Consider the following 21,128-nt stretch of genomic DNA (forward strand, 5'->3'; position numbering starts at 1 on the left):
ACCGGACGGGGGTGTACCTGGGTACACCCCCGCCCGGGCAGGACGGCCGGACGGGGCGGCGAGGCGGGGCCGCCGCGGTGCCGGGCTGCCTCCGGGGGCCGGGTTGCAGGAGAGTGGAGGGGTGCGTGTCCAGCCGAGCGGATGCGGAGGCATGTTCATGTCGTACGCGATCGAGGCCGAGGGCCTGGCCAAGTCGTTCAAGGAGACCCGGGCGCTGGCCGGGGTCGACCTGACCGCGCGGTCCGGGACGGTGCTGGGGCTGCTCGGGCCGAACGGGGCGGGCAAGACCACGGCGGTGCGGATCTTCGCCACGCTGCTGCAGCCGGACGGCGGTCGGGCCGCGGTGGCCGGCCACGACGTGGTCCGGGAGGCCGGCCGGGTGCGGGCGCTGATCGGTCTGACCGGCCAGTACGCCGCGGTGGACGAGAATCTCACCGGCGCCGAGAACCTCCTGATGATCGGCCGCCTGCTCGGCATGCCGCGCGGCGACTCCCGGGCCCGGGCGGCCGAGCTGCTGGCCCGGTTCCGGTTGAGCGAGGCGGGCGGGCGGGCCGTGAAGACGTACTCCGGCGGCATGCGGCGGCGCCTCGACCTCGCCGCCGGCCTGGTCGGCCGGCCGCGGATCCTCTTCCTGGACGAGCCCACCACCGGGCTCGACCCGCACAGCCGGGGCGAGGTGTGGGAGCTGCTGCGCGGCCTGGTCGGCGAGGGCGTGACCGTCCTGCTCACCACCCAGTACCTGGAGGAGGCCGACCGGCTGGCCGACGACATCGTGGTGATCGACCGCGGCCGGGTGATCGCCGAGGGCACCCCGGACGCGCTGAAGTCCCAGGTCGGCGGGCAGGTGCTGCAACTGCGGCCGATCCGCGGCCGGGACCTGGCGCGGGCCCACGAGCTGGTCGGGCAGCTCGCCGGGGCGCAGACGAAGATCGAGGGCGACCTGGTCACCGCGCCGGTGAACGACCCGGCGCTGATGCCCGCCGTGGTGCGGCGGCTGGAGGACGCCGGGATCGCGGTCGGCGAGCTGGCACTGCGCCGCTCCTCGCTGGACGAGGTCTTCCTGTCGCTGACCGGCCACCGCACCCGGCCCGAGGACGGCGAACCGGAGGCCGTACCGGGCGAGGAAGAGTTCGAGCCGACCGGGAGCAGGTCATGACCACCGTCACCACCCCGCTGACCGCCCACGGCCGGGTCCGGCCGCTGGCCGCCCTCCAGCAGACCGGCACCATGGCCTGGCGCAGCCTGGTCTCGGTCAAGCACAACCCGCTGGAGCTGGTGGACTTCTCGGTCACGCCGATCATGTTCGTGGTGCTGTTCACCTACGTCTTCGGCGGGCAGATGGCCGGCTCCCCGCAGGAGTACCTGCAGTACGCACTGGCCGGGATCATCGTGCAGAACGCGCTGTTCACCACCATGTACACCGCGATGGCGCTCAACACCGACCTCACCAAGGGCGTGTTCGACCGGCTGCGGAGCCTGCCGATCGCCCGCTCGGCGCCGCTGTTCGGGCGGATCGCCGCGGACCTGTGCAAGCAGCTGTGGGCGATGCTGCTGATGATCGGGCTGGGGATGCTGCTCGGGTTCCGGATCACCACCGGGTTCGGCGGGCTCCTGGCGGCGGTCGCCCTGCTGCTGGTGTTCACGGCGGCGATGTCCTGGTGCGCGGTGCTGATCGGGATGCTGGCCGGGGATCCGGAGAAGGTGCAGGTGTTCGCGTTCACGCTGATCTTCCCGATCACCTTCACCAGCAGCGCCTTCGTGATCGTGGACACCATGCCGGGCTGGATGCAGGCCTGGGTGAACGTCAACCCGGTGACGCACCTGTCGGACGCCTACCGGGGACTGCTCACCGGCGGCCCGGTGGCCGGGCCGGTCCTGTGGTCGCTCGCCTGGGCGGCCGCCATCGCGGCGGTGTTCATCCCGTTGGCGATGCGGGCCTACCGCTCCCGGGCCTGAACGGACGGCGGGCGGGCCCGGCGCGGGGCAAGTCCACTCGGCCACGGTGCCGACGGGGAGGGGACGGGTCGCGGACCACCATCGCCCGGCAGGACCGCACGGCGGAACAGTTCCCCGGCCCGTCCGGGACCAGCCGGTCGACAAGGCCCTCCATGACCGGCCCACGGCGCTGGGACGGCAAACCGTTGTGGCGCAGGTTCACCACGTCCGGGTGGTCCCGGCCGAGCCCGGGGAGCGGATGGGGTCGGCCGCGGCCACGATGCAGTTACTGCAGCGCGGCGGCCTCCGCCCGGCAGGCGCCGGCACCGCGGACGTCACCGACCCGCTCGCAGGCTGCGGCGAGGCGGTCCAGCGAGGCGGCGAGCGCCGCGTGGTACCCGGCCCCGTACGCGTGGACCTGGCGGCGGCGCAGCTGGACGATCATCTTCGCCGCGGGGCGGGCGGCAGAGAGGTCGCCCGCTTCGGCGATCCGTACGGCGAGGACCTCCAGACCCGTCATGGCGGTGGACAGGTCGGTGCCGGCCCCGAAGTCGTGCCAACGGTGGTAGGCCGCGAGCAGCTTGCGGACGGAGGCGACCAGCCAGCCGTGATCGTGCCCGCGGTCGAGCCGTCCTGCACAGGGGGCCAGCGCTTCCAGGCTCCAGACTCCGTGCCGGAAGGTCTCCAGGTGTGCGGCGGAGTCCGGGACGGTGCCGGACTGCTCCGCGTCGGCCAGCAGTTTGCGCAGCACGACCCCGTCGACGAAGGCCTCGGCCGCCGCGCTGCCCTCGGTCGGGCCTGACAGCACGCGGGGCGCGTGCGTCAGGGCGAGCATGGTGCGGAGCACCCGCTCGTACGCCTCGTGGGTCTCATGTGCCCCGTGGGCCGCTGCGGCGCAGTACTCGCGGGCGATCTGCCGAACACGGCGCCGTGCGGCGGCGAAGTCGCCCGACCGGTAGGGCGCGAGCAGGTCGTCCTGCCTCATGGCGGGCGTCATCGGTTCCGCGCTCCTCCCTGCTCGTCGCGTCCTCGGGCCGGGGGCGGGGTTCGGTCCTTTCGGTCCCGAGCAGGCTGCCGGGGACGTACTGCCCACCCCCGTGGCCGCGAGTCCCTCACGATCTCCGTCCGGCCCGGCACCCGTACCGTACGGGGCGGCGCCGACAACGCCGGTCCGGGGAGGGCGTCGGCACGTACGCAGCCTCCGGGCCCGGTCCCGGACGGTTCCCCGGCCGCCGGAGAGGGAGGTCTCGGCAGCCGGGTCCGAACCCCGGCGGAGACCGGTCCGGGCCGGCGGAGGGGCCGCTGCCGGCCGGGCCGTGTTCTCCGCCCGGCCTTCGTTTCACCCCTCCCCGGCCGGACAACCCCCCGGCTACAGAACTGCGGGTCAGGCGACCGCCAGGACGATCTTGCCGGTGGTGCGGCCCTGCTCGCCGATCTCGTGCGCCTTCGCGGCCTCGGCCAGCGGCAGGACCGTGTCGACCACGGGCCTCAGCGCGCCCCGCTCCACCAGGGCGGCGATCTCCCGCAGGCCCAGGTGGTCCGGCTCGACCAGGACCCACGTCGCCCGCACCCCGTCCCCGGCGGCGGGAACGTCGTCCGGGCCGGGCAGCGTGATCAGTCGGCCACCGGCCCGGAGCACCTTCAGCGAGCGCTCGGCCGTCTCGCCGCCGAGCCCGTCCAGCACCACGTCGATGTCGGACACCACGTCCTCGAAGGGCACCGCGCGGTAGTCGACCACCTCGTCCGCGCCGAGTTCCCGCACCAGGTCGTGCTTGCCCGCGCTGGCCGTGCCGATGACGTACGCGCCACGGGCCTTGGCGATCTGCACCGCGAAGTGCCCGACCCCGCCGGCCGCCGCATGCACCAGCACCCGCTCCCCCGGGCGCACGTTCGCCGCGTCCACCAGGGCCTGCCAGGCGGTCAGCGCGGCCAGCGGCAGCGCCGCCGCCTCCACGTGGCTCAGACCCGCGGGCTTCGGGGCCAGGTGCCGGGCCGGCGCCACCACGTACTCGGCGTAGCCGCCCGCCTGGCGCGGGAACAGCGGCATCCCGAAGACCTCGTCACCGGGCCGGAACATCCCCACGCCGGGTCCGACGGCCTCCACCGTCCCGGACACGTCCCAGCCCACCACCGGCACCTCGCCCCATCCGATCAGGGCCCCGCTCGCGCGGGTCTTCCAGTCCACCGGGTTCACCCCGGCCGCGTGCACGCGCACCAGGACCTCGTTCAGTCCCGGCTCGGGCCGCTCGACCTCCCGCTCGACCAACGTCTCGGGCCCGCCCCACTGCTCCACGACCACCGCACGCATGCTGTCCGCCTCGTCCTTCGCATCTCGATCCGTACGCCGCCGCGGTCCTCCCGGGCGACGCACTCCACGATCCGGTATCCCCGCCCGTCGCAGTATTGGCCGTTTGGCCACTATGTGACAGGATCTGGCCATGGCCACAGCGCAGGCGGAAACCACCGAGCAGCAACGCGACCGGGAGGCGGAGCGGGCGGCGGCGCAGCAGCAGCAGCACCGGATCGCCGTACTCGCCCTGCCCGGGGTCCCGCCCTTCGAACTCGGCATCCCCTCCCGTGTCTTCGGCAGCGCGCAGGACTCCGAGGGCCGCCCGCTCTACGACGTCACCGTCTGCACGGCCGACGGTGCTCCCGTCCTCAGCGACGCCGGCTTCACCGTGCAGCCGGCCGCGGCCCGGAGGCCCTGGCCGCCGCCGACACCGTGATCGTCCCGCCCACGCACGCCATGCCCGAGCTGGGCGACGGCGGCCCGCTGCCGCCCGGGATCACCGCGGCCATCGCCCGGATCCGGCCGGGCACCCGGCTGGTGTCCATCTGCACCGGCTCCTACGTGCTCGCCGCCGCCGGGCTCCTGGACGGCCGGCCCGCCACCACCCACTGGAACCTGGCCCCGGAGTTCCGCCGCGCCTACCCCAAGGTCAAGGTCGACGAGGACGTCCTGTTCGTCGACGACGGCGACGTCCTGACCTCCGCCGGCGTGGCCGCAGGCGTCGACCTGTGCCTGCACCTCATCCGCCGCGACCACGGCACCGCCATCGCCAACCGGGCCGCCCGCATGTGCGTGGTGCCGCCCTGGCGGGACGGCGGGCAGGCCCAGTACATCGACCGCCCCGTCCCCGAACCCACCCTCGCCAGCACCACCGCCACCCGCGCCTGGGCCCTGGAACACCTCGACGAGCCCCTTCCCCTCACCCGGCTCGCCGAGCACGCCCGGATGAGCCTGCGATCCTTCACCCGCCGGTTCCGCGACGAAGCCGGCATGACCCCCGTCCAATGGCTCACCGCGCAGCGTCTCGAGATGGCCAAGCACCTCCTCGAAACCACCGACCTGCCGATCGACCTCGTCGCCCACCGCTCCGGCTTCGGCACCGCGAACTCCCTGCGCACCCACATGCGGACCGCCTACGGCATCCCACCCGCCACCTGGCGCCGCACCTTCAACCCCCACCAGGACGCCGCCGAACCAACGGCATAGGGCCCGGGGGAAGTGCGATGCAGTCCGGTCAGCTGACGACCGCTTGGGAGATCGTCCTGTGGGAGGAGGCGGTGGTGCGGCTGTCGGCTGCGGCACCGACGACGTCGGTGAGCGCGAGGACGTGGAAGCGGTCCGAAATCCACGAAGGGCGAACCCGTCTCGGCAGCGGCGGAACGGAGCCGTCGGCAAAGGTGCGGGGTACTGCGCCTCGACGGGCCGGAGGCCGGAGGCCGAGGCCGAGGCCGCAGCAGCGGTGCTGTTGCCGGAGTTCTTCGACGGTGACCGACCGGACCGGCGGAAGCTCGCGGCCGCCGCGGTTGCGGGACGCCCGGTCACCGTGGAAGCGGCGGCACCGCACCGGCCGGAGCAGGCACCTGCCGACGGCCGCCCCCCAGGCCGCTGACCAGCACCTTCAGGCCGGAAAGCGCTCAGTGGTGCTGCTGGCGTTCGGTGCCGGTGTCGAAGAAGGCGTCGAGGTACTCGCTCGGCTCCAGCGCGCTGTCCCGGAGCAGCGAGAAGACCTCCGCGCCCGGGCCCGGTGCGCCGCCCAGGCGGTAGGACTGGGCGAAATCCAGACGATCGAAGCCGTTGTCGGCCGCGTACGTCTCGGCCTCCGCCTCGGCGAGGGCGATCGCTTCGTCGGCCGACGATGCCTGCCAGAGCGTGATCCGCTCCTCGAAGGCCCTGCCGCCCGGCGTCGTCCACTCGAACACGCACCGGACCCCGTACCAGTCCACGTCCCACTCCCGTCGCGCCGTGCCGCCGGTCCGTTCTCCTGCACCGATCAGGCGGACCGAACCGCCCGCACCCGCTGTGCAGGTCGCTACCCGGCAGCCACCACCTGGCCGGCCGTGACCTGCGGGGGGTTGGGGAGCAGTGATGCGAGGTTGTCCCGCACGAAGTCCGCCGCCCTCAGGATGGATTCTTCGGCCCCGGCCCGGTCTTCGAAGACGCTGGTGGAGAGCATCACTCCGTCCCCGGCGTCGACCCAGTAGTAGGCCACGAATCCGGGCACCTGGCGGAGGAGGGGCACGAATCCCTCGGCCACCCGGCGTCCTGCCTCGGCCGGATCGGTCACGCCTTCGTACCGCCGCACTGCTGCGTACATGCTGTTCTCCTCGCGGGTCTCTGGACCGTCTCGTGCGAGACGACATACCCGCCGCCGGACGCCTCCCGTCCTCGAAGCGCCCGGAAGGCACCCGGACAGCCCCATCGGTGAGCCGAGCCGACCGCGGCCGCCGAGTCCGCCCTCTCCCCCGGATGTCCACGCCTCCGGGCGGACGCCGTAGAGTCCGTGCCCGTGGGAGTGGACATCGGGGGAGTCATCGAGTGCCGCCTGTGGGGTGACGAGAGGTGGGCGCGGGATTCGCCGTGGCGGGTCGTCCTGACGCTGGACGAGCTGCGGCACGGCCGCGGCGACCGGCTCTCGTGGGACTGCCTGTTCGGGTACCCCAGCACCGAGGACCTCGTGCCGCTCTTCGACCAGCGCGGCCTGCCCGACGACGCCACGCCGCTCCTCCGGGCCGCAGCTGACGAGCCGGACCCCGTCGAGCACAGCCACTCGTACGCGACCTGGGCCGAACTCGCCGCCGTCGACTGGGACGAGCCGTGCACGGTGGACGGCCTGGCCGCCTTCCACCACCTCGAGCGGTGGCGGAGGAAGACCGACGGCCGACTCGAGTACGACGGCCTCGTGTGGACGCCGAACGAGGTCGTCGACGAGGCGGAGGAGCGGTTCGGCGAGGAGAACGGGCATCCCCGGGCGTGGCCGCCGGGAGCCTGCGTCGAGGTGGGCTCGCACCTCTTCCGGCCTGCGGTCCTCACCCGGCGCCGGCTCGTCTTCGACGATTCGCAGAAGTGGGAACCGGTCTTCTCGATCATGCGGACCCTCGGCGGGATCCACGGCGACGACAACGTCCGGCTGATCGTCCACTTCGGCTGAGCCCGTACGGGCCTCGCGGCCGACGCGTTCACACCCGACGGGGTCGGACGGCGTATGGGCCTGCGCTCCACACCCGGCACGACTCCCGTGGCGGTGCATCCCATTCAGTGCCCGGCCGGGGTTTGCGAGTCTTCGGCCGACGCGATCACCGGCGGGTGCCGGCCGGGCCGGCCCGGCGGACCCCGCCCTCACCCCGGGACGGTGGCACCCGCATGGCCAGACCGTGGACGGCTCCGCAGGCTCCCGAACGCCTCCCCGGCATCGTCGGCACCAGCCTGCTCGGGACCACGATCGAGTGGTACGACTTCTTCGTCTACACGATCGCCTCGGCGACCGTCCTGGGGCCGCTGTTCTTCCCCGGATCGGACCGCCTCACCGGCGTGCTGCTCTCCTTCCTGACGTACGCCGTCGGATTCGTCGCCCGTCCGCTCGGGGCCGTCGTCTTCGGGCACTTCGGCGACCGGTACGGCCGCAAGAGGCTCCTGGTCACCAGCCTCATGACGATGGGTGCGGCAACCGTGCTGATCGGCTGTCTGCCGACGTACGCCGTGATCGGCCCCGCCGCCCCGGTACTGCTCACCGTGCTGCGCCTGGTGCAGGGGTTCGCCCTGGGCGGCGAGTGGGCCGGAGCGGTCCTGATGATCTCCGAGCGGGCGCCGGCCGGGCGCCGGGGTCTGCTCGCCTCCTGGCCGCAGGGAGGGGCTGCGCTGGGGTTCGTCCTCGCCGTCGGCTCGATGAGGGCCATGGACGATGCCTGGGGGCCGACGGTGGTCGAGGGCTTCGGCTGGCGCCTGCCGTTCCTGTTCTCGGCCGTGCTGTTCTCGGTCGGCGTGTGGATGCGCATCCTCGCCGGCGAGTCCCCGTTCTTCCGCCAGGAGCTGGAGGAGGCCCGTGCCCGCAGGGCCGCCGGGCTGCGGGAGCCCGGGCCGGTGGCCGGAGTCCTCAGGTACCACTGGCGCGAGCTGCTGATCACCGCCGGCGTCCGGATCGCCGAGAACATCTCGTTCTACATCGCTGGCACGTTCGTGATCACGTACGGCGTCACGGTCCTCGGCCTCGCCCAGCGGACCGTGCTGGACGCCGTCCTGATCGCCGCGGTCGTCGAGTTCGCGCTCACGCCCCTCTTCGGCGCGCTGTCCGACCGCATCGGCCGCCGGCCGGTGTTCCTCCTCGGCGCCGTCGGCACGGGCGTGTGGGCCTGGGCGTTCTTCGCCCTGGTCGACACCCGCAGCTTCCCGCTGATCGTGCTCGCCACGACGGTCGGCCTGGCCCTGCACAGCGCGATGTACGCACCCCAGGCCGCCTTCGTCAGCGAACTCTTCGCCACCCGGATGCGGTACTCGGGCGCGTCCATCGGCACCCAGTTCGCCTCGCTCCTCGCCGGAGCCCCCGCGCCGCTGATCGCCGTGGCCCTGCTGAACGAGTACCGCACCTCCGCCCCGGTCTCCCTCTACCTCGGCGCCGCCTGCGCAGTCACCGCCGCCACGGCGCTGCTCGCCCGGGAGACCGCGAACCGCGACCTGGCAGCCGTCCCGGCCGGCCCCGGGAGGCACCGCCCGGCACACAGGACCCGACCCGCGCACCGTCCCTGACGGGGCTCCGGGTGGAGGGCCCGCCCGCGTGCACGCCGCCGCCCCATCGGGACGGGCCGGTCAGCATCGGGACAGGCCGGTGAGCATGAGGAACTCGGCGCGGGAACGCGCGTCCTCGCGCAGGGTCCCCAGCAGGGTGGAGGTGAGGGTCCGGGAGCCGGTGGCCTGGACGCCGCGCAGGGTCATGCAGGTGTGCTCGGCCTCGACGACCACGCCGACGCCCTTGGGTTCGAGGTGTTCCTGCAGCCAGTCGGCGACCTGCCGGGTGAGGCGTTCCTGCACCTGGGGGCGGCAGGCGAAGAGTTCGACGACACGCGCGAGCTTGGACAGGCCGAGGATCCGGCTGCCGGGCAGGTAGCCGACGTGCGCGGTGCCGACGAACGGCAGCAGGTGGTGCTCGCACACCGACCGCAGCGGGATGGCACGGGCGAGGACGAGTTCGTCGTAGCCCTCGTCGTTGGGGAAGGTCGTCAGGTCGAACGGACGCGGGGTGAACAGCTCGGCGTAGGCGCGGGCCATCCGGGCGGGCGTGCCGCGGAGGCTCTCCGAGGTGGTGGGGATCCCGAGGGCACGCAGGAACTGGGCGGCGGCCCGTTCGGCCGCGGCCAGATCCATGCGGTCCGGCTCGTCGCCGATCCGGGGCAGGGATTCGCCGCCGACCCGGGGCACCGGCCGCAGGGAGGGGAGTCGGCCGTCACCGGCCTCGGGCACGGGTTCGGGGCGCTGGAACATCTCAGCCGCCTCCGACACCGAGGGCGGTGGGCAGGGCCAGGACCCCTCCGCGCCGGATCCGCACCCCCGGCGTGTAGAAGCCCGCGAGGGCGGTGACCAGCCAGGTGACGAGAGCTGCGATGTCCACGGGAACCCTCCATAGGGATCGGTTTCGAGGAGCGGCCGAAGGGTGTTGCTCAGGACCGGTCGGTGCCGGTGGGGGTGTCGGTGTAGCCCTCGGCCTGGGTGGCCTCGTCGGCCACCCGCACGCCGTAGCGGTAGGCGAGCTTGCCGCCGAGGTAGCCGGACACGCCGAGCACGGCGAGGCTCACCGCGGACAGGGCGAGCATCCCCGCCCCGACGCTGCCCGTGGCCCCGGCGGCGTGCCGCCAGAAGAAGCCGCCGGCGTACGCGCAGGTCACCAGCAGGTTGAGCGACATGTGCACGAGCGCCGTACGCATGGCCGGGGTGCCCGGCGGGATGGCGAGCAGGTCGAGGAAGCCGACCACTGCCGCGGCCAGCGCGCCGAGCACGCCCACCGCGATCAGCCACATCGCCCCGCGTGCCGGGAAGGCCGGGTCGTCCACCACGTGCGAGGCGATGTCGAAGACCAGGCTCGCCACCCAGGCCCCGATCGGGACGGTGACCAGGATCGGATGGAACGGATGACCGTAGGGACCTGCCATCGCCGCGCTGACCGGCTGCTTCGCCTGCAACTGCTGCTCACTGGTCATGCCGAGCCCCTTTCGGCGCCGGCGGCCCTTCGGCCCCGCCTTTTCACCAACAAGTTTTGTCTTTATTCGAGTGTCCGTCAAGGCGGGCAGGTCACAGCGCCGAACACACGGACACGACCTCATCCGTGGGAGTTATCGTGGGCGGGTGACCAGTGACGAGAGCACCGAGAACGCGGCGACGACGGCCCCGGCCGACCGCATCCGGTCGGTGAGCGTGCTCGGGGAGGAGTCGCGCCGGCGGATGTTCGCCTTCGTCCGGCGGGCCGGCCGGCCGGTGACCCGGGACGAGGCGGCCGCGAGCGTGGGCATCTCCCGCAAGCTCGCCGCCTTCCACCTCGACAAGCTCGTCGACGCCGGCCTGCTGCGGGCCCGCTACGGCGCCCCCGGCGCCGTCCGCAAGGTCGGCCGCCAGCCCAAGGTCTACGAGCCGACCGGCGCCCAGATCACCGTCTCGATCCCCGATCGGCGCCACGAACTGCTGGCCGACCTGCTCCTGGACGCCGTCCTGGCGCAGAGCGGCGGGAGCAGCGCGGCCGGGGCCGCCGTGGACGTGGCGGGCCGGCGCGGACGGCAGCTCGGCGAGGCGGAGCGCGAGGCCGGCCGTCCCGGGCGGCTCGGCGTGGAACGCGGGCTGACGATGTGCGAGCAGATGCTCGAGGCCTACGGGTACGAGCCCGTGCGCGAGTCCCCGACCGAGGTCCGGCTGCGCAACTGCCCGTTCCACCCGCTCGCCGCCAAGGCGCCCGACCTCGTCTGCGGCATGAACCACGCCTTCCTCGCCGGCTACCTCCAGGGCCTGGACGTCCCGGGCGTCGATGCCGTCCTCGCCCCCGCCCCCGGAGAGTGCTGCGTCCGGCTGCGGCCCTCTCCCCCGCCCGAATTCACATGAATTCTGCTGCCGGCCCGGCGGGCAATGGGGGTCACCGTTGACAGCCGGCGGTGCGGCTCGATGTAATTCCGGGAACGGATCAACGGGCGTTTCGGGACGATGCCGGGGAGGCAGGGGAATATGGGCGATAATGCGGATCCGGGCGCAGCAGTGAATTCCAGGATGGCTGCGCTCTTCGAGCGCGACCTGACGTGCCGGTCACTGGGAATCACCCTGGACGAGGTGTCCGCGGGGCACGCGCTCATGGGCATGAAGCTGACCGCCGACATGGTGAACGGCCACGGCATCGCACACGGCGGCTACATCTTCCTGCTCGCCGACGCCGCGTTCTCGTACGCGTGCAACAGCTACGGCCCGGTCACCCTGGCGCAGGCGGCCCAGGTCACCTTCCTCGCTCCGGCGGCGGTCGGCGACGAGTTGGTGGCGGAGGCGGCGGAGCGGTCGCGCTCGGGGCGGAACGGAATCTACGACGTGACCGTCCGGCAATCCACCGGGAAGGTCGTCGCGGAATTCCGCGGGCAGAGCGTCACGCTCTCCGGAAAGCCGCGCAGCGACTGAGGAATTCCGGCGGACGCGGCGCTCTGCCCGGCGGCATTTCAGTCCTTCGGGCGCTCGTCCACGACCTGGCGCAGCTTGCCCGTCCGCGGGTTGGTGACCAGTTCGGAGCGCGGCACCCACTCGATCGAGAGGGGGTGGATCGCGCCGGCGGCGACCTCCTCGGGGTAGGTGGGGCGGGCCGCGTACACGGCTGCGATCAGGTGCTCGGCGAGGTCGGCGGGCGGCTGCTCGGTGCAGCCGAGGCGCAGGACGATGCCGTCCCGGCCGTCCCAGCGGCGCTGCACCATCTGCATGCCGGCGATGTACCGCCCGGGGTCGGCGGCGACGAGGACGGCGCGGACGTCCTCGCTCGGCATGGAGACGATGCCGACCCGGCCGCCCTCCTCGGAGCGGCCGAGCAGCCGGAAGCGGCGGCACTCGGCGTCGAGCCACTCGGCGCGGTCGCCGGCCGGGTAGCGCAGGATCGGCATCAGGGTGCGGAAGAGGTTGGTGACGACGACCCGTCCGGGGACGCCGGGGGTGGTGATCGGCTCACCGGTCCCGCTGTCGACGATCTCCACCAGCGTGCGGTTCGGGAAGGCCTCGTGCACCCGGACGTCGTCGCCGGGGACGGGCGAGGCGACCAGGCCGGCGTCCACGGAGGCGTAGCCGATCGAGGAGATCGCCGCCTTGGGGAAGGCCCGGGCGAGCAGCGGCCGCAGGTCGGTGAAGAGCAGGTCGCCGCCGAACAGCAGCAGTTCGACCGATTCGGCGGTCTCGCCGCGGTGGACGAGGTGCTCGGCGACGGCGCTGAGCTTCATCGGTTCGCCGGCCAGGACGTGCACGCCGAAGCCGTTGACCAGGTCGGCGATGTACTCGTCGGGTGCGGCGCCGCCGACCGGGAGGCGGACGTTGTCGACCGGTGCGTGGTGCAGGGCGCCCTCGATGAAGAGGAAACCGCTGTAGAGCTCGCCGGCGCGGAACAGGTTGGCGACCCGGTGGCCGGGCTTGAGGCCGGCCTGCACCATGCCCGCGCCGAAGGCGGTGAGTGCCTCGGCGTGCTCGGTGCGGGTCCACGGGGACAGTTTGGGGGCGCCGGTGGTGCCGCCGGACTTGTAGACGCCGGCGTCGGTGAGCGGGCCGGTGAGCAGGCGGTTGCCGCGGGTCGCGGTCCAGAACGCGTCCTGGTCGACGATGGGCAGCTGGGTGGTGTGCGAGACCGTCCGCGGCACGTCGCGGTAGGCCTCGGCGTAGAACGGCGAGTGGGTGCGGGCGTGGTCGACGAGTTCCTGCAGGGATTTGGCGGGCACGGATCCTCCGGGCGGGTGGGCTGGGGCGCGGCTACGGGCGGTCGGGGCGGCTACGGGAGGCCGGGGCGGCCGATCCAGGTGCGGGCCAGGGTCTGCACGCGTGCGCCGTCCCGGTCGGCGAGTTTCTGGTCCAGGTAGTCGGCGGCCCACCGGCCGGCCGGGATGCGGAACGGCGGATTCTCGGCGCCGAGGGTGTCCACCACGACGTCGGCGACGTCCTGCGGCTGCTGTCCGGCGCCCTCCCAGCCCTTGGTGCGGACCCAGTCGACGTAGTCGGCGAAGGTGTCGGCGTACGGGCCGGAGGCGGCCTGGACGGTGGTGCGGTTGACGTCCGGGAAGATCCCGAAGTTGGTGCCGCGGACGAAGCCGGGCACCACCAGGGACACCCGCACGCCGTGGGCGGCGGCGACCGGGGCGAGGCTCTCCGTGAAGCCCTCGACGGCGAACTTGGCGGCGCAGTACGCCTCGTTGAACGGCTGGCCGACCACGCCGTGCACGCTGCCGATGGTGATCAGGCTGCCGCGGGCGGCGCGCAGCAGCGGCATCGCGGCCCGGCTGACCGCGATCACCCCGAAGAAGTTGACCTCCAGGTTGGTCCGCAGCGCGGCCATGGTCGACATCTCCATGGTGGGGTCGAAGTTGGAGATGCCCGCGTTGTTGACGACCGCGTCCAGCCGTCCGTACTCCCCCGCGACGGCGTCGAGGCAGGCGGTGACGGAGTTGGCGTCGGTGACGTCGAGCCGGCGGACGTCGACCTCGACGCCGGCCTGCGCGGCCGCCTCGCGCAGTGCTCCGGCGCGGTCGGGGTCGCGCATGGTGGCGACCACGGCGTGTCCGGCCTGCGCGGCGGTGACGGCGATGGCCAGGCCGATGCCGGAGGAGGTTCCGGTGATCAGCACGGTCCTGCGCACGGTGGTCATGAGGTGCGCTCCGCGAGGGCCGCGTCCGCCGACCCGGCCTCGGCCGCCGCCCGGGCCTTCTCGCGTTCGGCGGCGTCCAGCAGCGGCTGGATCCGGATCGCGGGCAGGAAGGAGAACGCCGCGAGCAGGGTGCCGCCGGCCATGACGACGCGGGCCGCGTCGAGGATTCCGAGGGAGTCGGTCAGCAGGCTGACGGCCCAGCCGCCGACGAGTGCGGCGAGTGGGATGACGCCCCAGGTCACGGTGCGGTAGGCGGCGTGCATGACGCCCTGGTTCTGCGCGGACATCCGGGACTGGCGGGCGGGTGCGCTGCACACGTTGATGCAGGACATGAAGAAGCCGTAGCAGCCCATCATCACGGCGATCACCGGGCCGGTCGGCAGCGCCGGGGCGGCGAGCACGCCGAGGCCGACCAGGCAGTGCAGCAGGAGGCCGTAGGCCATCGTCCGGCCGGTGCCGAACCGCTCGCTGATCTTGGGTGCGACCACTGCGCCGAGCAGTGCGCCGACCGCCGCGACGGACATGGCCGCGCCGAACACCGCGACGGAGACGCCGAGTCCGCGGTAGGCGAGGACGGGCAGCACGGTGACGAAGATCGGGCCGCCGCAGTTCAGTGTGATGGCGGCGACGACGACCCGGCGCAGCACCGGGTCGGACCAGTTGAGCCGGAAGCCGAGGGTGAGCCGCTCCCACACGGAGCCGGAGACGGGTGTCCGGTCGCCCCAGGAGGGCATGGAGCGCAGGCAGAGGGCCGAGACCAGGTAGCTGGCCGCGTCGACGAGGAGGGCGGCGACGCCGAGTGCGCCGTAGAGGGCGGCGGCGACGGACGGGCCGGAGACCTCGGAGACCGAGCGGCTGCCCTCGAGGCGGGAGTAGGCCCGGACGAGGTCGTCCTTCGGCACCACGGCGGGGACGGCGATCAGGTAGCCGACGGTGCTGATGGTCTGGCCGGTCCAGAACAGGTTGAAGCCCCGTCCGAGGGAGACGGGCAGGCGCGGTTTCACGAGTCCTCCCGGACGACGAGGTCGGACGTCTTGCCGGTGCGGTCGTTGCTGATCAGTGCGTCGACGGCACGTACCCGGAAGGACTGCGGGTCGTGCTGGAAGGCGGTGCTGAGGGTGAAGGTCGCGGAGAGGATCTCCTTCCGCAGCCGCTCGGTGTCGACCTCGGCGCCGGAGGCGGTGAGCAGCAGCACCTCGACGGCGGAGGCCCGGCCGCCCTGCTCGGTGACCAGGACCTGGGCCTGCGTCACGCCGGGCTCCCGCTCGGCCCGGGCGACGACCTCCTCCACGTGCAGGCCGAGGCCGCGGACCTGGACGACGCTGTCGCGACGGCCGAGGACCTGCATCGCCGGGCCGGGCCGGCCGCAGGGGGACGAAGGCCGTGGTCACCGTCGCCTCCGCGCCCCTCGACGGGACGCTCACCCTGGTCGGCGACCAGACCGACGTCGGCGTGGCGGCCGCCGAGCACCTGGTCGGGCGCGGCCGCCGGCGGATCGGCGTCGTGATGCCGGCCGAGCGGGGCCTGTCCACCTTCGCCGAGCCGCGGCTGGCGGGCGTCCGGCAGGTGGCGGCCGAGCACGGCGCCGAGGTCACCCCGCTGTCGATGCGCTACTCCGACGAGGCGGCCGCGGCCCTGGCCGTGCTCTGCCGGGAGCTGGGCCTGGATGCCGTGTTCGGCTACAACGACGAGTACGCGGCGCTGTTGTCGGTCGCCCTGACGGACTGCGGGGTGGCGCTCCCGGACCGGGTCGCGGTCGTCGGCGCGGACGACCTGCTGCTCGCCCGCGTGGTGCGCCCGCGGCTGACCTCGGTGCGCCACTACCTGCCCGGTGTCGAACTGCTCGCCGACGCTGTGGACGGGCTGGTCGAGAATGGCACCGCAACGCCGCTGCCCCGCATCTGGTTCGACGTGGTTCCCCGTCAGTCGTCCTGAGCGGGCCGCGCCTTCGAGGCGCATGGGTGCAGAGGGGCGCCGGCCCCGGAGTCGGGGAATGTGTTCCGGTCCGTCGGCCGTCACGCGTGCAACTGGCCGCCACGTGCACAACTCGCCGTCATGCGTGTAACGCGCCGTCACGCATGCAACGCATCATCACAGCTGTAACAGATCGTCACGCCTGCGACGCACCTGTACGCACCGTCACGCCTGCAACACCCCGTCACGCCTGCGACAGGCCGGTGGCCTTCTGGACGTGCTGGAGGCTCGGCTCGGCGAGCAGGCCGTGGAGTTCGGTGAAGACGCTCCGGGCCTCGATGGCGTTCCAGTCGGCGGGCAGCAGTTCGGCGGGCAGGCCCGGGTCGAGGTAGGGCAGCCGGCGCCACTGGGTGAGCATCGGGACGTAGTCGCGGAAGGCCAGAACGGGGTCGATCCGCGGCTGCGGCCGGAGCTCGTCGGCGACCGGCGCCCACTCCTCGGTGAACTCGGCGTACTGGGCCTCGATCGCCGGGAAGTCCCACCAGGAGCTCACCGCCTCGCTCAGCTCGGCGAAACCGGCGTAGTGGGAGGTGAACAGGTGCACATAGGAGCTCAGCCCCAGCCGCTGCAGCATCCGCCGCGCGTCGGGGAGCAGCCGGGCGGGGGCGAGCCAGACGCCGGGCGCGGCGTTGCCGAAGCCGAGCCAGGTGAGGCGGGAACGCAGCTGGTGGCGGTGGGCGCGCTCGGACTCGGGGACGGAGAAGACGGCGACGACCCAGCCGTCCTCGAGCCGGGCGGGTTCGAGGCTGCCGAAGATCCGCCGGTCGCCCTCGTCGAAGACGGGGCCCATCTCCGGGCCGAGGCAGTACCCCGTCCCGTCCCGGCGTTCCTGGAGCAGGGTGCCGGACTTCTTCAGCCGGGAGATCGCGGAGCGTACGGCCGGGCCGTCCACGTCCAGCTCGGCCATCAGCGCGATGAGGTCGGCGATGGAGATCCAGCCGCCGAGGCGCCGGACGAACTCGCCGTAGATCGTGTTGATCAGGGAGCCGGGCCGGGTCGCGCTCTCCGCCATGGTCGCTTGCCTCCTCGGGTGCCCGATGATCATACCGGGCATGTGTGCGGCCCCCGGGGCGGCCGAGGCGGCAGGGTGGTGGCGCACCTGGGTGTTGCCGGGCCGCGGTACGGCTTCACTGCCCGGCGAGCGGGGCCTCCGCGTACGCGCCGGAGAGGAGGTGGCCGGCGCCGGGGGCGACGGCGGGCAGTCCGAGGGCGCGGAGCATCTGGTGGACGGTGCAGGCGGCGGCGGAGACCACCGGCTTGCCGAGCAGCTGCTGGGCCTCCTCGATGGCGGACAGGGACGGCATCTGGACGCAGGCGGAGAGCACGACGGCGTCGGCGTCCGCGTGGTCGAGGCGCTCGGCGATGGCCGGCAGCCCGGCCGGGTCGTGGGCGGCGACGTCGAGGTTGCCGGGTATCTCCAGGGAGGTGTGGTCGAGCACCTCGATGCCCTCGTGGGTGAGGTAGTCGACCACGGTGCGGGTCAGTGGCCGCATGTAGGGGGCGACCAGGGCGACCTTCTTCGCGCCGAGCGTGTGCAGGCCGCCCACCAGGGCGCCGGCGCTGGTGACGACGGGGGCGGGGGCGCCGTTGTCGGCGGTGCGGGTGTGCAGCCGGTCCTGGGAGACGCGGTGGTACCCGAGGCCCATGCTCATGATGGCGACCAGGCAGGCGTAGCCGAGGACGTCGACGCGGGCGTCGGAGAGTTCGACGGCGCAGCGGTCGGAGTCGGCGTCCATGGCCTTGAGCTGTTCGGCGGTGACGTGGGTCATCCGCATCCGGCTGGAGTGGAAGGTGAAGCGCTCGGGTGCGATCGCCTCGCGGGCCCGGAGGATGGCGGGGACCTCGGTCTCCATGGTGACGTTCGAGCTGGGGACGATCTGGCCGATCCGGTAGGTGCGCGGGGTCACGGGGCGTACTCCTTGCGGAAGTCGGTGGTGGCGTGGGGCGTGGGACCGGGCCGGGCGGGCTCCGGTCCCACGGGGCTCAGCGGGCGTCGACGACCGGGTTGGCGAGGGTGCCGATGTGCTGGATGGTGGCCTCGACCAGGTCGCCGGGCTGGAGGAACTGCGGGGGCACCATGCCGGCGCCGACGCCGGAGGGCGAGCCGGTGGCGATGACGTCGCCGGGTTCCAGGGTGACGCCGGAGGAGATGTCGGCGATCAGGCGCGGGATCTTGAACAGCATGTGCCGGGTGTTGGAGTTCTGCTTGGTCTCCCCGTTGACCTTGAGGCCGAGGTCGAGGTCGTGCGGGTCGGCGATCTCGTCGGCGGTGACGACGACCGGGCCGAACGGGGCGTAGGAGTCCTGGCCCTTGGAGAAGAACCACTGGCCGGATCGGCGCTGGTCGCGGGCGCTGATGTCGTTGACGATGCTGTAGCCGAAGACGTGCTCCCAGGCGTCCTCCTCGGCGACCCGGTACGCGGGGCGGCCGATGACGACGGCGAGTTCGCACTCCCAGTCGAGCTGCTTGGTCAGGCCGGCGTTGTGCAGGATCGGCTGCCCGGGGCCGGTGACGGCGGTGGCGGGCTTGGAGAACAGCACGGGCCGGTCGGGCAGTTCGCGTTCGGTGTCCAGGGTGCGGTGGGACTCGGCGACGTGCTCCACGTAGTTGAGGCCGACTCCGATGATCTTTCCGGGGCGGAAGGGCACGCACAGGCGGACGTCGGCGAGTGCGTGGACGGCGCCGCCCGGCGGGGTGGATTCGGTACGGCCGAGCAGGGAGCGCACCTCGTCGACGGCCGGTCGGCCGGAGCGGATCAGCGCGAGCAGGTCGGTGGGCAGCTCGCTCCCGGCGGCGGCGGCCAGTGCGGTGAGGTCGACCATGCGGTCGCCGAGCTGGGCGCCCAGCCTGGGGCCGCCGCCGTTCAGGGTGTAGGTGACCAGGCGCATCGACGGCTCCTTGCGGTGGGGATCGGTGGAAGGGGGTGCGGGGGTGGGCCGGGGTCGGCTACCGGCCGTCCTGGAGGACGGGCTGGTGGCCGCCGTTGTCGGCGTACGCCTCTTCCCGGTGGAGGGCGAGCGAGCGCATCACGGGGAAGTCGTTGAAGGAGAACAGGCAGGCGTCCTCGGACGGGTCGAGGTTCGCGTGCTCGTGCCAGGCCCAGGAGGGGACGCAGAAGATGTCGCCCTTCTTCCACTCGAAGCGGCGGCCGGCGATCACGGAGTATCCGCGGCCCTTGGCGGCGGTGTAGACGACCGAGCCGGTGTGGCGGTGGGCCCTGGTGGCCTGGCCGGGCCGCAGCAGCTGGATGTGGGCGCCCATGGTGGGCATCACGGGGCCGCCGGTGACGGGGTTGGTGTATTCCATGATCACGCCGTCGTACGGGGAGCCCTCGGCGGCCCGGGCGAGGTCGAGCAGGGCGTGGTAGGTGGGCTCCCAGGGCCAGGCGAGCAGCGGCGAGTAGGGGCGGGTCCACTTCTCCGCGCCGTACGGCAGCAGGTTGCCGCCGTGGCTGAGCACGGAGGAGTTGACGACCTTTCCGGGTGCCTGGTGCAGCTCGGGGTGGACTTCGTAGAAGTTCGCGTCGAGCGTGTTGACCAGGGGGATGTCGAGGCCGTCCTGCCAGATGACGGGGGTGTCGTGGGACTCGTTGCCGTGCTCGTGCCAGGTGCCGTTGGGGGTGATGGCGAAGTCGCCGGGGCCGACCTTGAGCTTCTGGCCGTCGACGATCGTCCAGGCGCCGGTGCCCTCGTGGACGAAGCGCAGTGCGGCGGCGGCGTGGCGGTGGGCGGTCATGGACTCGCCGGGGCCCATGATCTGCAGGCCGGTGTACAGCAGGCCGACGGCGGCGCTGAGTTCGCGGCGGCCGGGGTTGACCAGCATGACCACGCGGCGGCCGGCGTCGTCGGCCTTGACCAGCGGCAGGGCCTTGGCGACGAGCGGGCGCAGCTCGTCGTAGCGCCAGAGCACCGGAACGGACTTGGGCTGCGGGTACCAGGGTTCGATGTCGTTGGCGACCGTCCACAGGGCGCCCGCGTCCAGTTTGGCCAGGTCGTCGTAGTAGGCGAGCAGTTCGGGGCTGTCGGTCACCCGGGCGCGGCCGAGTCGGTTGTCGTCGTAGTCGGTCATTGCTCGTCTTCCTTCGGGAGGCCGGGGCCGGACTCGTCCGCGGTGGGGACGGTGAAGGTGACCGGTCCGCGGGGGCGGTTGTCGACGTGGAGTTGGAAGATGTCGAAGCGGTTGTAGTGGCCGACGATGTCGTGCATCTGCTTGGGCTGGATGCACTTGGCGAGGTCGATCCCGGCGTAGACGATGCCCTCGTCGTCGATCAGGGGGTCGGTGACCGGGCGGCCGTCGGGGCCGAAGACGCCGGACAGGGCGCTGCGTTTGCGTCCCAGCATGGTGCGGACGTTCTCGTCGTCGCCGGCGATCGCGTCCACGATCTCGGGCGAGACGGTGGAGCATGCGACGACGGAGAAGACCTTGCCCTCGAAGCTGTGGGCGGCGGTGCGCACCGCGATGGCGTCGGCCATGTCGTAGTCCTCGGGGGCGACCGGCAGCGCGATGTAGCTTGCGGTGTGGACGAGTTCGCCCTGGGCGAGGAGGGTGAAGCGGGCCAGGGTGTTGGTGTTCTCGCCGCAGGCGAGGGAGCCGAGCGGGCCGATCGGGGTCCGGTGGACGCGCAGTGAGCTGCCGTCGCCGCCCGTCCAGGTCAGTTTCTCGGCCCAGGTGGGCACCAACTTCCGGTGTACACCGATGAGTTCGCCGTCCGGGCCGATGGTGAGCAGGGTGTTGTAGAGCACGCCGAGGCTGTGTGTGCCGCGCTCGTTGACGCCGATGACGACGGTGGTGCCGGCCTGGCGGGCGGCGGCGCGCAGGGTGTCGACGTGCGGGCCGGGGACGTCGACGGACGAGAGGTAGAGGCGCTCGAACCAGGGCGAGCCCTGGACGGGGTTCATCGTCCAGTTCCAGTACGGGTATCCGGGGACGAACACCTCGGGGAAGACGACCAGTTCGGCGCCGTTGCCGGCCGCCTCGTGGATGAGCGAGACGGCCTTGTCGACGGTCGCGGCGGCGTCGAGGTAGACGGGGGCGGTCTGGACGGCGGCGGCGGTGAAACGGGGCAGGTTGTCCATCGGGCTCTCCTC

General features: G+C 72.9%; 23 protein-coding genes and 1 pseudogene. 8 read left to right on the top strand and 16 right to left on the bottom strand.

From position 1 onward, the window contains the following. Window positions 1-157 precede the first annotated feature (157 nt). Both ACQ614_RS02355 and ACQ614_RS02360 read left to right on the top strand, forming a co-directional pair. Window positions 158-1,156, top strand: coding sequence for an ATP-binding cassette domain-containing protein (locus tag ACQ614_RS02355; RefSeq protein WP_431676462.1), 999 nt, complete (start codon window positions 158-160; stop codon window positions 1,154-1,156). Further along, complete coding sequence (locus ACQ614_RS02360; RefSeq protein WP_431676463.1) at window positions 1,153-1,956, top strand: ABC transporter permease; 804 nt, start codon at window positions 1,153-1,155, stop codon at window positions 1,954-1,956. The genes ACQ614_RS02355 and ACQ614_RS02360 overlap by 4 nt, the downstream gene beginning before the upstream one ends. Before the next feature lie 265 nt (window positions 1,957-2,221). Here the strand turns inward: ACQ614_RS02360 and ACQ614_RS02365 are convergent, their stop codons facing one another. Together ACQ614_RS02365 and ACQ614_RS02370 are read right to left on the bottom strand one after the other, a co-directional pair. Next, window positions 2,222-2,932 carry a hypothetical protein gene (locus ACQ614_RS02365; protein ID WP_431676464.1) on the bottom strand — a complete coding sequence of 237 codons (711 nt, stop codon included), beginning with the start codon at window positions 2,930-2,932 and terminating at the stop codon, window positions 2,222-2,224. Between the two features lie 387 nt (window positions 2,933-3,319). Continuing rightward, window positions 3,320-4,243: an NADP-dependent oxidoreductase gene (locus ACQ614_RS02370; protein ID WP_431676465.1), complete on the bottom strand. Its 924-nt coding sequence runs from the start codon at window positions 4,241-4,243 to the stop codon at window positions 3,320-3,322. A 130-nt stretch (window positions 4,244-4,373) separates the two neighbouring features. On the opposite strand from ACQ614_RS02370, the pseudogene ACQ614_RS02375 reads away from it, so the two are divergent. Then, window positions 4,374-5,431 (top strand): annotated as a pseudogene (locus ACQ614_RS02375) (GlxA family transcriptional regulator). A gap of 428 nt (window positions 5,432-5,859) precedes the next feature. Here the strand turns inward: ACQ614_RS02375 and ACQ614_RS02380 are convergent. Continuing rightward, window positions 5,860-6,168: a hypothetical protein gene (locus tag ACQ614_RS02380; protein ID WP_431676466.1), complete on the bottom strand. Its 309-nt coding sequence runs from the start codon at window positions 6,166-6,168 to the stop codon at window positions 5,860-5,862. Between the two features lie 86 nt (window positions 6,169-6,254). Continuing rightward, window positions 6,255-6,539: a hypothetical protein gene (locus ACQ614_RS02385; RefSeq protein ID WP_431676467.1), complete on the bottom strand. Its 285-nt coding sequence runs from the start codon at window positions 6,537-6,539 to the stop codon at window positions 6,255-6,257. Window positions 6,540-6,731: 192 nt separating this feature from the next. Between ACQ614_RS02385 and ACQ614_RS02390 the strand changes: the two genes are divergently transcribed. After that, a complete protein-coding gene (locus tag ACQ614_RS02390) occupies window positions 6,732-7,373 on the top strand; it encodes a hypothetical protein (RefSeq protein ID WP_431676468.1) in 642 nt (213 codons plus the stop codon). A gap of 212 nt (window positions 7,374-7,585) precedes the next feature. Continuing rightward, a complete protein-coding gene (locus tag ACQ614_RS02395) occupies window positions 7,586-8,965 on the top strand; it encodes an MFS transporter (RefSeq protein WP_431676469.1) in 1,380 nt (459 codons plus the stop codon). A gap of 60 nt (window positions 8,966-9,025) precedes the next feature. Here the strand turns inward: ACQ614_RS02395 and folE are convergent, their stop codons facing one another. The 3 genes from folE to ACQ614_RS02410 all read right to left on the bottom strand — a co-directional run bounded on the left by folE (window position 9,026) and on the right by ACQ614_RS02410 (window position 10,410). Beyond that, window positions 9,026-9,580, bottom strand: coding sequence for a GTP cyclohydrolase I FolE (gene folE, locus ACQ614_RS02400; protein WP_431683805.1), 555 nt, complete (start codon window positions 9,578-9,580; stop codon window positions 9,026-9,028). 118 nt (window positions 9,581-9,698) lie between these two features. Then, window positions 9,699-9,824, bottom strand: coding sequence for a hypothetical protein (locus tag ACQ614_RS02405; protein ID WP_431676470.1), 126 nt, complete (start codon window positions 9,822-9,824; stop codon window positions 9,699-9,701). 49 nt (window positions 9,825-9,873) lie between these two features. Continuing rightward, window positions 9,874-10,410, bottom strand: a complete 537-nt coding sequence (locus ACQ614_RS02410; protein WP_431676471.1) for a DUF2231 domain-containing protein — start codon at window positions 10,408-10,410, stop codon at window positions 9,874-9,876. Between the two features lie 145 nt (window positions 10,411-10,555). On the opposite strand from ACQ614_RS02410, the gene ACQ614_RS02415 reads away from it, so the two are divergent. After that, on the top strand, window positions 10,556-11,299 hold the full coding sequence (locus tag ACQ614_RS02415) for a helix-turn-helix transcriptional regulator (RefSeq protein ID WP_431676472.1): 744 nt from the start codon (window positions 10,556-10,558) through the stop codon (window positions 11,297-11,299). Between the two features lie 162 nt (window positions 11,300-11,461). After that, window positions 11,462-11,857, top strand: a complete 396-nt coding sequence (gene paaI / locus ACQ614_RS02420; protein WP_363493013.1) for a hydroxyphenylacetyl-CoA thioesterase PaaI — start codon at window positions 11,462-11,464, stop codon at window positions 11,855-11,857. A gap of 38 nt (window positions 11,858-11,895) precedes the next feature. Here paaI and ACQ614_RS02425 read toward each other — a convergent pair whose 3' ends face one another. From ACQ614_RS02425 to ACQ614_RS02440, 4 genes are read right to left on the bottom strand one after another with little or no spacing between them, the layout of a single operon-like run. Beyond that, window positions 11,896-13,146 (bottom strand): phenylacetate--CoA ligase family protein, encoded by a 1,251-nt coding sequence (locus ACQ614_RS02425; RefSeq protein ID WP_431676473.1) that lies wholly within the window; start codon window positions 13,144-13,146, stop codon window positions 11,896-11,898. Window positions 13,147-13,196: 50 nt separating this feature from the next. Next, window positions 13,197-14,066, bottom strand: coding sequence for an SDR family oxidoreductase (locus ACQ614_RS02430; protein WP_431676474.1), 870 nt, complete (start codon window positions 14,064-14,066; stop codon window positions 13,197-13,199). Next, window positions 14,063-15,070 (bottom strand): MFS transporter, encoded by a 1,008-nt coding sequence (locus ACQ614_RS02435; protein ID WP_431676475.1) that lies wholly within the window; start codon window positions 15,068-15,070, stop codon window positions 14,063-14,065. The genes ACQ614_RS02430 and ACQ614_RS02435 overlap by 4 nt, the downstream gene beginning before the upstream one ends. Beyond that, window positions 15,067-15,414: a hypothetical protein gene (locus ACQ614_RS02440; RefSeq protein ID WP_431676476.1), complete on the bottom strand. Its 348-nt coding sequence runs from the start codon at window positions 15,412-15,414 to the stop codon at window positions 15,067-15,069. The genes ACQ614_RS02435 and ACQ614_RS02440 overlap by 4 nt, the downstream gene beginning before the upstream one ends. A 35-nt stretch (window positions 15,415-15,449) precedes the next feature. On the opposite strand from ACQ614_RS02440, the gene ACQ614_RS02445 reads away from it, so the two are divergent. Then, complete coding sequence (locus ACQ614_RS02445) at window positions 15,450-16,001, top strand: substrate-binding domain-containing protein (protein WP_431676477.1); 552 nt, start codon at window positions 15,450-15,452, stop codon at window positions 15,999-16,001. 223 nt (window positions 16,002-16,224) lie between these two features. Here the strand turns inward: ACQ614_RS02445 and ACQ614_RS02450 are convergent, their stop codons facing one another. From ACQ614_RS02450 to ACQ614_RS02470, 5 genes are all read right to left on the bottom strand, one after another. Continuing rightward, window positions 16,225-17,052, bottom strand: a complete 828-nt coding sequence (locus tag ACQ614_RS02450; protein WP_431676478.1) for a PaaX family transcriptional regulator — start codon at window positions 17,050-17,052, stop codon at window positions 16,225-16,227. A 115-nt stretch (window positions 17,053-17,167) separates the two neighbouring features. After that, window positions 17,168-17,893, bottom strand: coding sequence for a maleate cis-trans isomerase family protein (locus ACQ614_RS02455; protein ID WP_431683806.1), 726 nt, complete (start codon window positions 17,891-17,893; stop codon window positions 17,168-17,170). 130 nt (window positions 17,894-18,023) lie between these two features. After that, window positions 18,024-18,929: a fumarylacetoacetate hydrolase family protein gene (locus tag ACQ614_RS02460; RefSeq protein WP_431676479.1), complete on the bottom strand. Its 906-nt coding sequence runs from the start codon at window positions 18,927-18,929 to the stop codon at window positions 18,024-18,026. A gap of 58 nt (window positions 18,930-18,987) precedes the next feature. Next, window positions 18,988-20,109: a cupin domain-containing protein gene (locus ACQ614_RS02465; protein ID WP_431676480.1), complete on the bottom strand. Its 1,122-nt coding sequence runs from the start codon at window positions 20,107-20,109 to the stop codon at window positions 18,988-18,990. Beyond that, window positions 20,106-21,116 carry a carbon-nitrogen hydrolase family protein gene (locus tag ACQ614_RS02470; protein WP_431676481.1) on the bottom strand — a complete coding sequence of 337 codons (1,011 nt, stop codon included), beginning with the start codon at window positions 21,114-21,116 and terminating at the stop codon, window positions 20,106-20,108. The genes ACQ614_RS02465 and ACQ614_RS02470 overlap by 4 nt, the downstream gene beginning before the upstream one ends. Between the last annotated feature and the right edge of the window lie 12 nt (window positions 21,117-21,128).

It is taken from the genome of Kitasatospora dryopteridis (assembly GCF_050749075.1).
Taxonomy (GTDB): domain Bacteria; phylum Actinomycetota; class Actinomycetes; order Streptomycetales; family Streptomycetaceae; genus Kitasatospora.